At 67.8% G+C, this 11668-nt stretch carries 9 protein-coding genes; 7 read left to right on the top strand and 2 right to left on the bottom strand.

The genetic code is table 11. The features are described 5' to 3' along the window. Nucleotides 1–6 precede the first annotated feature (6 nt). Together IPJ17_17095 and IPJ17_17090 are read right to left on the bottom strand one after the other, a co-directional pair. Nucleotides 7–2613: an alpha/beta fold hydrolase gene (locus tag IPJ17_17095; GenBank protein QQR73178.1), complete on the bottom strand. Its 2607-nt coding sequence runs from the start codon at nucleotides 2611–2613 to the stop codon at nucleotides 7–9. Between the two features lie 185 nt (nucleotides 2614–2798). After that, the gene (locus IPJ17_17090; protein ID QQR73177.1) at nucleotides 2799–4412 is read right to left on the bottom strand and encodes an amidase; all 1614 of its coding nucleotides are present in this window, start codon (nucleotides 4410–4412) and stop codon (nucleotides 2799–2801) included. Nucleotides 4413–5328: 916 nt separating this feature from the next. Here IPJ17_17090 and IPJ17_17085 point away from each other — a divergent pair. The 7 genes from IPJ17_17085 to IPJ17_17055 all read left to right on the top strand — a co-directional run bounded on the left by IPJ17_17085 (nucleotide 5329) and on the right by IPJ17_17055 (nucleotide 11614). After that, nucleotides 5329–5922: a DUF4145 domain-containing protein gene (locus IPJ17_17085; GenBank protein ID QQR73176.1), complete on the top strand. Its 594-nt coding sequence runs from the start codon at nucleotides 5329–5331 to the stop codon at nucleotides 5920–5922. A 168-nt stretch (nucleotides 5923–6090) separates the two neighbouring features. Further along, nucleotides 6091–6846: a hypothetical protein gene (locus IPJ17_17080; protein ID QQR73175.1), complete on the top strand. Its 756-nt coding sequence runs from the start codon at nucleotides 6091–6093 to the stop codon at nucleotides 6844–6846. Nucleotides 6847–7145: 299 nt separating this feature from the next. Further along, entirely contained in the window at nucleotides 7146–7433 is a 288-nt protein-coding gene (locus tag IPJ17_17075; protein ID QQR73174.1) for a hypothetical protein, read from the top strand. 314 nt (nucleotides 7434–7747) lie between these two features. Beyond that, the gene (locus IPJ17_17070) at nucleotides 7748–7969 is read left to right on the top strand and encodes a type II toxin-antitoxin system HicB family antitoxin (GenBank protein ID QQR73173.1); all 222 of its coding nucleotides are present in this window, start codon (nucleotides 7748–7750) and stop codon (nucleotides 7967–7969) included. A 736-nt stretch (nucleotides 7970–8705) separates the two neighbouring features. Then, entirely contained in the window at nucleotides 8706–10118 is a 1413-nt protein-coding gene (locus IPJ17_17065) for a nodulation protein NfeD (protein QQR73172.1), read from the top strand. 3 nt (nucleotides 10119–10121) lie between these two features. Further along, complete coding sequence (locus tag IPJ17_17060; protein ID QQR73171.1) at nucleotides 10122–10892, top strand: slipin family protein; 771 nt, start codon at nucleotides 10122–10124, stop codon at nucleotides 10890–10892. A 17-nt stretch (nucleotides 10893–10909) separates the two neighbouring features. Beyond that, complete coding sequence (locus tag IPJ17_17055; protein QQR73170.1) at nucleotides 10910–11614, top strand: SPOR domain-containing protein; 705 nt, start codon at nucleotides 10910–10912, stop codon at nucleotides 11612–11614. Nucleotides 11615–11668: the final 54 nt, after the last annotated feature.

The raw sequence follows: 11668 nt of genomic DNA, 5'->3' as shown, positions 1-11668 counted from the left end.
CGCGGCTCAGCCCGGGCCGCGCAGGTGGCGGGCGACGAGCGAAAGCAGCTCGCCTGCCGGCGTCGGGCGCGCGCCTCGCCGGACGTTGGCTGCGGCGATCGAGAAGGCCAGCCGCCACTGCGCGGCGAGAGCTCGCCAGGCGGTCCAGAGGCTGGTCCCCGGCTCGTAGATGTGCGCCATCTCCGAGGTCACGCCGTTGAGCTCGAGCACCTGGATCCCCTCGCCGGCGGCAAGCGCGGCGAACGACGGGGCGCGCAGGTCGTAGCGGCCGAAGTGGAAGCCGTCGTAGCCGCGCGAGAGCTCGTCGATCGCTTCGGCGAGCGGCGCGGTGGCGAGCGCGCGGCCGTCACGGAAGACCGTGCCGCGGCAGTGGTTGCCGATCTCGACCAGCGGCACGACCGTGTCGCGCGGCGGGATCTCGTCGAGGCGCTCGGCGAAGCGCGCCAGGAAGGTCGGTGCCATGCACACCGCCCGGTCGTCGGCGAGGATGAGCTCCTCGAGGGTGCGCTCGCCATCGCCGGCGACGGCCGGGAACTCCTTGGTGGTGATCGACAGGATGCGTCCGTGCGCCTCCTCGGGATGGCGCGCGTAGAAGACGCCGGCCTCGACGCCCGGGACGTACTCCTGGGCGATCAGGTCGACCGTCGACTCGTCGAGCCGGGCGATCGCCGCCGCTTCGTCGCGGACGATCGACACGCCGCTGCCGCGTTCGCCGACGTCGGGCTTGAGGACCACCGGATAGTCGAGGCGATGGGCGACGAGGAAGGCGCGCAGGCTGGCGAGTCGCTCGCTCGCCGGTGCGGTGCACGGCAGGGCGACGAACCGGGCCACCCGGCCGTGCCGGTCGCCGGCAGCGAGCGCGCCGAGGATCGCCGCCTTCGACTCCCGCACGAAGCCGCCGGCGGGCATCGCCGGGTTGACTGCGGTGAAGAGCGTCATCCGGCGATGGCGCAGGCCGAGCGCGAGGATGTAGAGGACGATCGGCGGGTAGACCTTCCACGACGGCCAGAACTCCCAGCGCGTCGCCCGACGGAACCTGCCGAGAAGCAGGCGCCGGCCGCGCCAGGAGGCGAGCGAGCTCGCCAGCTCGACGAGCAGCCAGAGGAGCAGCGGCACGGCGAGCAGCACGCCGAGGCTCGGTCGTTCGACGCGGGCGAGGGCGGAGAGCAGCCCCTTGCCGCCGAGCGCGGCGGCGCCGACCAGCAGCGGCGTCCAGAGCGCCGCGGCCAGCAGGAACCAGCCGGTGAAGCGCAGCCAGGGGGTGCGCAGCACGCCGGCAGCGACGTAGGTGGGCAGGCGCGTCCCGGGCAGGAAGCGCGAGGCGACGATGACCTGCGGCCCCTTGCGCTGGAACCAGCCCGAAGCGCGTTCCACCGCGGCTTCCGAGACCAGCCAGGACATCGGCGGATGACGTAGTGCCGAGCGGCCGAGCAGGCGACCGGCGGCGAAGAGCAGCAGGTCGCCGACGAAGATGCCGACGAGCGCGGCGAGCGTCGCGACCGGGAAGGAGAGCGTGCCGCGTGCCACCAGCAACCCGGCGCCGACGCAGGCGAGGTCTTCGCTGCCGAACGTCGCCACGGCGAGCAGGAAAGCGAGGAAGAAGGCCGTCGCCCCGTGGGCGCGTGGCGGTGGCAGCCGGCCCGCGTCGACCTCGGCGAGCTCGACCCGCGCCGGGTCGGCGTGCGCTCGGTCGACCGCGGTTCCGTGGTCGACCTCCACGAGGAATCGGCCGATCGCTGCGGCGACCTCGGCCGGTCGGGTGAAGAAGAGGAAGTGGTCGCCGGTGAGGGTCGCGAGCTCGCTCTGCGGCACGATGCGGTGGTGCTCCTCGGCGGCGGCGAACGGCACCAGCGAGTCGTCGCGACCGTGGACGATCAGCGTCGGCCCGTTCCACCGCTCGAGCAGACCGCGCAGCGGTCGCTGGTCGCTGTCGCTGAAGTTGCGCGCGAAGCCGACGTCGAGCGGCGAGCGGTCGATCGCCCCGAAGTGGGGGACGAGGTTCTGCAGTCCCCAGACGAGCCCCTGTTGCACGCGGTGCAGGGCGTGGTTGAGCGAGTAGTCGCCGAGCAGCTCGAGCTCCTGCACGCCGATCGCGGAGAGCAGCGTGAGCGAGCGGACGCGCTCGGGTGCGAGGCCGGTGAGGTGGATTGCCACGCCGCCGCCCTGGCTGATCGCCACGACATCGACGCGGGAGATTCCCAGTCGATCGAGCCAGGCGAGGAGGGTGCGGGCGTGGGTCAGGATCGAGTGGTCGGGAAGGCGTCGCGACGAGGCGCCGAAGCCGGGCAGGTCGGGGATCAGCAGGCGCCGGTCGCCCGGCAGCTCGGCGGCGAGCGCTCGCAGGTCCCCACTGCTTCCGGGACTGCCGTGCAAGAGGAGCAGCGGTGTCTTCGTCGAGGCGGCGTCGCCGAGCTCGCGCCAGGCGAGGCGCAGCGGTGGGGTCGAGACGGTCGTTCCGTCGTGCGCCAGCGCCGGGAGCTCGATCGCCTCCACCCCCGGCGGCAGCTCCGGCGCCGGGCGAAGCAGGCGCACGGCCGTCGAGGCGACGAGCAGGGCGAGATAGAGCGACAGCCAGGGATGGCGCCGCACGAATCGACGGTCGGCGTCGCTCATCCGGGCCTGGACGTCGCGGCCCGCGCCCGCGTCTGCAGCCGGGCGTCGGGTCGTGGGGTCATCGGAATCGAGAGGGGTGGGAGGAGGAAACGGCGCGCCGGGGTGGCGCGCCGAGTCTCTCCTCTGCCTGGCGAGGGGTCAAGCGCGCCGTCCACGGAAGGTCGCGGCGGCGCACGAGGCCGGCTTCAGTGGGCCGGTGGCCGCACGAACCCCTCGTGCAGCGGCTCGATGAGCTTGGCGAAGGCCAGGAGGCGCCTCTCCGAGCTCATCGGCCCGACGACCTGGACGGCGATCGGCAGGCCCTCCGGGCTCAGGCCGAGAGGAATCGTGAGCGCCGGATGTCCGGTGGCGTTCCAGGGCATCGGGAAGTGGAAGTAGTCCCAGTAGTCGATCGTCGTTCCGTCGAGCACGATCGGCTCGTGCCGCTCGTTGTGCCGGATCGCCGGTCCCGCAGCGACCGGCATCAACAGCAGGTCGACCTTGTCGAAGAACGACTCCATCTTCGCCGTCATGGCGGCGCGCCGCCGCAAGAGCCTGTCGTACTTCTCGTCGCTCGGGCTCGACATCTGCTCGTACGCCTCGCGGTAGTCGAGACGATGGTTGTCCTTGGCTTTGAAGTCCCGCAGGATCAACTGCCGGATGATCCACGGCATCTTCTCGAACATCATGTAGACCGAGAGCATGGAGTGCATCACCTTCATCTCGGCGAAGTTCGTCGGCTGGTCCTCGGTCACCGTCACGCCCTTCGAGCGCAGCGCGTCGACGAGCTGCTTCAGTCGCGTCTTGACGTCGTTGCCGACGAAGAGCTTGTCGTTGCCGAATTTCCATTCGTCGAAGTAGGCGACCCGGTACTGATCGAGCGCCCTCTCCGGCTCGCTGCGCAGCGACTTGCTGTCGGGCCAGTGCTTCATCAGGGCGTTCCAGCCGAGCTCGACGTCGTCGACCGTGCGGGCGAGCGGCCCGGCGACCGCCAGTCGGTGGTACTTCGGATTGCCCGGCTCGCCGGGGAAGGAGCCGGGGTTCCGGCCCATGCTGTCCTCGGTCGTCTTGAGCCCGTACAGGCCGCAGAACGCCGCCGGCACGCGGATGCTGCCGCCCATGTCGCCGCCGAGCGCGAGCGGCACCAAACCCGCCGCCACCGAGGCCGCGCCGCCGCCGGTGCTGCCGCCGGGGGTGCGGCTCGCGTCGTACGGGTTGTTGCCGGTCGGGTAGATCTCGCCGGCGGTCTGCATGTCGAAGAGCAGGTTCGGCACGTTCGTCGTGCCGAGAACGATGGCGCCCTGTTCGAGCCAGGCGTCGACCACCGCGGCGTTGCGTGGGGCGACGAAGCCGCGGAACATCTCGGCGTTGACGGTGTTCGGCTTCCCCTTCACCCAGAACTCTTCCTTGATGCTCACCGGCACGCCGTGGAGCAGGCCGAGCGGCTCGCCGCGAGCGACCTTCTCGTCGGCCAGCCGGGCGGCCTCCAACGCCTCGCGCTCGAACAGCCAGACGAAGGCGTTCGTCTTGTAGTTGGTGTTCTTGATGTGGTTGATGTGCTCCTGGACGATCTCGGTCGAGGTCGCCTGCTTCTCGCGGATCATCGCCGCGAGCTCGGTGGCCGATTTGTAGATGAACCGCCCGGCCATCGGCAGCTCCTGCGCCGGCTTCGCGAAGAGCTCCGACTGCAGGACGGGCCGCTCGCCGATCGGCTTCGGCATCTGCCGGTAGATGTAGATGCCGAGCGCGACGACCACCGCCACGACGACGCCGAGAACGATGCCGACCCACTTGAGGACCTTCTTGATCGCTGAGGACATGGAACCCCCCTGCCAGAAGAGAGAAGCTCATGGAAGACGACCCACGCGGCCGCCCGGCACCGACGAATGTGCGAGTTGGCGGCCACTTGGGCTCTGCGACGAATTTCGGGGGACTCTAGCACTCGCCTCGCGGAGACGACACGACGGCACGGTGCATGCTGGTTTCAGATCCGCCAGGGAAGCCGCATCCGCTGTCCTCGGACCGGGGCCTGCGGCCACCGCGACGAGGGCCAGCGATCTCCATACAGCGAGGGGGCTGGCGCCGGACGCCTGACCTGAACGATCGCTGGGTTGGGTCGTCCGGCCTCCAGCCGACCGGCAGCGGGTCGCCCTCGGAGAGCGCCGCCGAGCTGGGGAAATCGGGTGGCACCCTGCCGGGGAGCTCTGCCCGGTCTGTGCCCGCGGTCACCTCTTCCTTCAAGCGGCCTGCCACCGGCCACTTGATCTCGCTTCGACACCCGGCGCAGATCTCGGTCGTCCACCGCCATGACGTCGTTTGCTTCCCGTTGCCAGCCTCTTCTACCCCCGGGACGTGCCCGCTCCACACGGGCCCAGAAGAGGTATATCGTCCGTACACATGAGCTCGCTCAACGAGGCTCCGAGCATCCGTCGCCATCGTCTCCCAGGCCCGTGTCGGCGGCTCTGTGCTGGCCTTGTCCCATCGGTTGCCGGCGGCTCCGGCGCCGCCGCACTCTTTCCACGACCCGGCAAGGCCCTCGCAGCGATTGAATCTCCAAGTCCCGCTCCGGCCCCACTCGTTGCCCGGATCGAGTTCAACCGAAGATTGAACCGCGGCTTCGCGCGGTTCGAGTCTCTTGTTCGTTAGCCGGCCCGAGGAAGCGTCATGCCTTATCAGACACAAGAAAACACATTGCACTTGTTCTGTGAGGAGTGTGGTGTTCAAGCAGAAACGAGGGTGCTCACCGAACACCTTCTCATGGACCCCGGTCAGGTTCTGTCAGCCGAGGGGCTAGATCCAGTCCACCACACGCAGTACGCCTTCTCAATCTGCAAGAAGTGTGGATCGCCGTTCCTTACGAAGCAGGCCCTTCTGGAGGTACCTGAAGCCGACGTCACAGCTCCGCAGGAAGATCCTGTCGTCCTCTATCCCGGGGCACGAGGAATTCCCGAAGAGGCCGTGCCCTCCAAGGTTGCCAAGGCATACCGCGACGCGGCGGTCGCATTCCGCGCCGGGCTGCCAGTCCCGTGCGCGATCATGTGCCGAAAGGCAGTCGAAGCCCTGTGCCATGAACTGGGGGCGACTGGTGGGACTCTCTTCGATCGCCTCGCGGACCTGAAGGAGAGAAGCGTTATCGACTCAAAACTACTCGACTGGGCCGACGGTCTTCGGCTGGTCGGGAACGACGCGGCGCACGACCTCGACGTCACGGTCTCCCAGCAGGACGCGTCGGATGCGCTCGAGTTCACCCAAGCGCTCTGCGTCTACGTATTCTCTCTTGCGCGTCGTTTCGAGGAATTCCGCAAGCGACGGTCACCGAAAGCACGGTAGAAGAGGGTGTCTGCGGTGGGCCGGCTAACCCCTCGTTGAAGCGGACCACAGGGCTGGCCTTCGGCCATCCCTGTGGCCGCTGAACTCGAACGTTAGCCGGCCTCGGACCATCATTCGCTGTTTCGTGGGTACAATTGACCGAGTATCAACCCCGCGGCGAGGTGCGAGATGCCGGATCTGACTTGGAAAGAGGCGATCCTTCAAGTGCTTCGCGATCAAACCGAGGCGATGCACTACACAGAGATCGCGGAAGCCATCGCTGAACGCGGGCTCCGCTCGGAGCTCGGGGCCACCCCTGCAAGCTCTGTTGCCGCCACGCTCGCGACCTCACTCCAATCGGAGGTCGTGCGTGTCGCGCGCGGATACTACGCTTTGCAGAAGGGGCCAGAGCAGCCGTCGCTACAGCCCGTACCCGTCTCCATCGAAGAGGCCGACGATACCGGCCTCATCAACGCCTTCGGCATGTATTGGTCTCGGGAGTTTGTGCTCTGGGGCAGCGCACCTCGAGTACTCGGTCAGCAGCAGGGCGGCACGCCGGTCGATTTTTCGGGCGAACGCGGCGTGTACCTCCTCCATGATGGCCGCGCCGTGGTCTACGTGGGCCGGACCACTGACCAAACGCTCGGCGTTCGTCTCAAGCAGCACACGGCTGATCGCCTCAACGGTCGGTGGGACCGATTCTCTTGGTTTGGTGTCTATCCGGTGAGTGAATCCGGCCAACTAGACAACTCCGCCGTCGGAACATATGACCTCGACATGCTCATCGTGACGATGGAAGCCTTGCTCATCGAAGGCCTCGAACCGCCACAGAATCGCAAGCGAGGCGACGACTTCAAGGCGGTCGAGTTCTTACAGGTCCAAGATCCAGAGCTTCACAAGACGCAGATTATTCAGCTCATCGACGATCTCAAGAAGAGGCTCTGACTGAGCGTCGCGGAGCGTTCCTGGGCGAGCCGGCTAACACGTTGTTCGAGCGGGCGTGAGGGCCTGCCTTCGGCCATCTCTGTTGCCCCTAAATCCCATAGCCAATGGCCAACAGAGGGTCCTGCGTGACGACACATCCTCGCATCAAAGAGCAGTCGACCTCGCCCCCGGGTGCACGAGGGCGACCTGCCTCGCAACGCTTCACCTCCACAGCGACGCGAGCTTGCACAGGTAAGCGCTGGTGGGCAGACTCTTGCCCCTGGCCCCAGATGACGTTCTTGAAGACACGGAGATCGCCCATGGCTTTCTTGAGGGTTGAGGGTTCCAACATTCTCGACACCAGCTACAACACACTTGGTCGCGTCCAGGGCAGTGACATCCTTGATGCCAACTACAATGTCATCGCGCGAGTCAGCGGGGAAACAGTAGTCGACTCGTCGTACAACGTGATCCTGCGCGTTGAGGGCGACCGGGTTCTTGACGCTAGTTACAACAACGTGGCTCTCATCCCAGAGCTGCGACAGCTGCTCGGCGACCAGTTCGACGACTTGATGCTCGCCGGACTTTGGCACTGCTTCGTGCGCTAGACACTGCGAGAAGGAGTGCGGCCGCTATCTCGGGCGTGAGCGCGGGCCGGCTAACAGCTATCAGGCCCCCGCGTGTCAAGGGGCAGCCGTCTTCCGTGGCGAGCGTGCCGCTCGTCGCGTGTGTTGAGGATTCTCTTCCCTACCTGATTGTCACTGTCTTCGCTCCAAGGTCTGGCGCGGCGCGCACGGCGCTGCACCCAACGTCGTTTCGGCCCACGTCAGGGCTGCGCTTCGCGCGTCCCTGACGCCGCTGAGCTCCATGGCCGCTAGGCGACAGTGAACCATCGCGAGTAAGCTTACGGCGGAGGAAGGCCATGCGGATTCAGTTCACAGCCGTCTTTCGCGAGGTGCCCGAAGGCTACGTGGCGTTCGTCGAAGAACTGCCCGGCGCGAACACGCAAGGCACAACGCTCGACGAGGCCCGCGCAAACCTCGTAGAAGCCGTCCAGCTTGTCCTCGAGGCAAACCGCGAGCTTGCTGAAGCCGAGCTCGAAGGGGCGGCCGTGATCCGTGAACCGCTTCGCCTTTCGGCGTGAAACGCCTCGATCTCATCCGGCATCTTGAAGCGCATGGCTGCGAGCTCTTCCGCGAGGGCGCCAATCACACGGTCTACGTGAATCGCGCCGCGCGGAAGTCATCCTCGATGCCGCGGCATCGCGAGCTGAACGAATTTCTCGCGCGCAAGATCTGCCGCGACTTGCAGGTTCCGGATCCTGTCGGCTAACCGCTATCAGGCCCCCCCGTGTCAAGGGGTAGCCGTCTTCCGTGGCGAGCGTGGCGCTCGTCGCGTGGGTTGAGGCTTCTCTTCCCTACCTGATCGTCGCTGTCTTCGCTTCAAGCTCTGGCGCGGTTCGCACGACGCTGCACCCAACAGCCATCGAGGCTCTGTCGCGCGGGAGGTTGCCGCGCGGTCGCGAGCGAGTCTCGCGACGTCCCCCAAGCTCCTTCGTGCCCTCGTGCCGTCCTCGCCAAATCGTGGACCTTGACGGATCCGCTGGCTGTGCCCCCAGTTTTCGCCGGGGTCGAAGGGGACTGTCCAGTCGGGCCTTCTCGGCCTGATGTTGGTCTGTTCGCGAGCGGCTCCATCCGATCAAGCCGATGTCGATGAGGTGCGGCTGGTGGTTTCGAACCTGAATAGGAAGAAAGAGCGGCTGCTGTAGGGGTAGCTTCGTCGCTCGCGGTGGCGGAGGTCTTCGAGCGCGACGACGGCGGCTCGGCGAGCCGGCGCGGCGGGGTGGCTGCTATACTCGAAACCTGCAAGGAAATGCCACCATGACAAGCACTTGTGCCGCTTCCCGGCGCTCCGGTCGGACCCTTCTCGGAGCTCTGTTCCTGGGGCTCGCGGGCCTGCTTCCGGTGGTGGCCGGAGAGACCCCGAGCTCGGCCGCCACTCCCGCGGCGACGTCTGCCGCCACTTCCGCCGCCACGCCCGTTCCTCCGGTCGGTCCCGAGATCGTTCGCGCCCGCCTCGACTCGATCATCCATCCGGTCGCCGAGCAGTTCGTCGTCGAGGCGATCGCGGAGGCGGAGGCTTCCGGGGCTGTCGCCTTCGTCCTCGAGCTGAACACGCCGGGTGGGGCGCTCGATTCGACGCGGCGGATCTTCACCGCGATGCTCGGCACGCCGATCCCGGTCGTCGTCTGGGTGGCGCCGAGCGGCTCGCAGGCGGCCTCGGCGGGGTTCTTCCTGTTGATGGCCGGCGACATCGCGGTGATGGCACCGGGCACCAACACCGGCGCGGCGCACCCGGTGGGCGGCCAGGGCGAGACGATCGAAGGGGTGATGGGCAAGAAAGTGGAGCAGGACGCCGCGGCGACGATCCGTTCGCTCGCCGGGCGACGCGGGCGCGACCAGGCGCTGGCGGAGAAGGCGGTCGTCGAGAGCCGTTCGTTCTCCGCCGCCGAAGCCCTCGCTGCCGGGCTCGTCGACTTCTCGGCGGCGAGCTGGCCCGAGCTGCTCGCCGGGCTCGAGGGTCGCGAGGTCGTGAAAGGGGCGCAGGGCAAGCGGGTGCTCCACCTCGCCGGGGCGAGCGTGCGCCGCGTCGAGATGAACGCGCAGCAGCGCCTGCTCTCGACCCTCGCGCACCCGAATCTCGCCTACATCCTGCTCAGCCTCGGGTTCCTCGGCCTCTATTTCGAGCTCGCTCACCCCGGAGCCGTGCTGCCCGGGGTGGTGGGCGGCATCTCGCTGATTCTGGCGTTCTTCGGGCTCTCGGTGCTGCCGGTCAACTACGCCGGGGTGGCGCTCATCCTGCTCGGCCTGGTGCTGTTCGTCGCCGAGATCAAGGTGACGAGCTACGGTCTCCTCACGGTCGGCGGTATCATCTCCCTCGTCTTGGGCTCGCTCCTCCTCTTCCGCAGCGCCGAGCCCGCGCTGCGCGTCAGTCTCGGCCTCATCGCGGCCATCACGCTCTTCGCCCTCGGCGTCGTCAGCTTCCTGGCCTGGGTGGCGTTGCGGGCGGCGCGACGGCCGGTGCGCAGCGGTCCGGAAGGGATGGTCGGGACGCGCGTCACGGTCACGTCAGCGCTCGCGCCGCGCGGCAAGGTGAAGCTCGACGGCGACTACTGGAACGCCGAGCTCGAAGGGTCGATCGCGGAACCGGTAGCCGCCGGCTCCGAGGTCGAGGTGGTCTCCGTGGATGGCCTGACTCTGCGGGTTCGGCCGGCAACGCCGGCCAGGAGGTGAGCGATGCCCGTTTCGCCCGAATTCCCGATGCTGTTCGTCGTGCTCGTCTTTCTCGTCGTCGGCTTGATCTTCAAGTGGATCAACGTGCTGCCCGAGTACGAGCGGGCGGTGATCTTCCGGCTCGGACGACTGATCGAGACCGCCAAGGGACCGGGTCTGATCTTCGTCCTCTGGCCGATCGACCGGATGATCCGCATCTCGCTGCGCACCGTGGTGCTCGACGTGCCGCCGCAGGACGTCATCACGCGCGACAACGTCTCGGTCAAGGTCAACGCGGTGATCTACTTCCGGGTCGTCGACCCGGCGCGCGCCGTGGTCTCGGTGGAGAACTACCTCTACGCCACCAGTCAGATCTCGCAGACGACGCTGCGCTCGGTGCTCGGCCAGGCCGACCTCGACTCGCTGCTCTCCGAACGGGAGAGCCTCAACGAGCGGCTGCAGGAGATCATCGACACCCACACCGACCCGTGGGGGATCAAGGTCTCGATGGTCGAGGTCAAGCACGTCGACCTGCCGACCGAGATGCAGCGCGCCATGGCCAAGCAGGCCGAGGCGGAGCGCGAGAAGCGCGCCAAGATCATCCACGCCGACGGTGAGCTGCAGGCCTCGAAGTCGCTCGCCGCGGCGGCCGAGATGATGTCGCCGAACCCCGTCACGTTGCAGTTGCGCTACCTGCAGACACTGACCGAGATCGCCACCGAGAAGAACTCGACGATCATCTTCCCGGTGCCGGTCGACCTCATCAAGTCCTTCCTCGAAAACCGGAAGGGCTGATCTCCAAGGAGTTGCGAGTGGACGCGCCCGAGCCGAACGAGCCGAGCTACTACGAGATCGCCTTGACCAGCCGCCAGGTGCTGGTGGCGTTCGTGCTGCTGTTGACCTGCATGCTGGTGGCCTTCTTCTCCGGTGTGTGGATCGGCCGCGGCGGCTCCGAAGGGCGTCCTCCCGTCCAGGCCGCGGTGGCGCAGGCCGGCGGCGAGCCGCCGATCGCCGAGTTCAAGTTCTTCTCGGAAGATCGGCGAGCTGGGGCGCCGCCGGCGACTCCGGTCGCGCCGCCCGCCGCCGCGACGCTCGAGCCGCACCCCGGCCGCACGCTGGCCGAGGATGTCGGCGCGACGGCGGTGGCGCCGCTGCCGACGCTGGTCCCGGAGCCGACCGCGGCGCCCGTCGCCACCGCCGCGGCCCCGGTCGCACGGCCGACGGTCGAGCCGGCACGGCCGACCCCCCCGCCGACCGCCGAGGCAGCGCCGGCGACGGCGTCCACCGGCTTCTTCGTCCAGGTGATCTCCAGTCGTGAAGAGGGCAAGGCGAAGCGCTACCAGCAGGATCTCATCCGGCGCGGTTTCAAGGCCTTCATCTCGCCCGTGCTGCGCGACGGACAGAAGTTCTACCGCGTCCGCATCGGCCCCTATCCGCGCCGCGAGCAGGCCCAGTCGGTGGTGGAGAAGGTCCGCCGCACCGTCTCGCGCGAAGCGATCGTGACCGACAAGCCGTAGCCCGGCGGAACGATCCCCGTGTCGAGCCTTTCCCCCTCGACCGGCGCCCCCGCG

Source organism: Holophagales bacterium (assembly GCA_016699405.1).
Classification (GTDB): Bacteria; Acidobacteriota; Thermoanaerobaculia; order Multivoradales; family JAGPDF01; genus JAAYLR01.
This window is presented reverse-complemented; position numbering and strand designations above follow the sequence as displayed.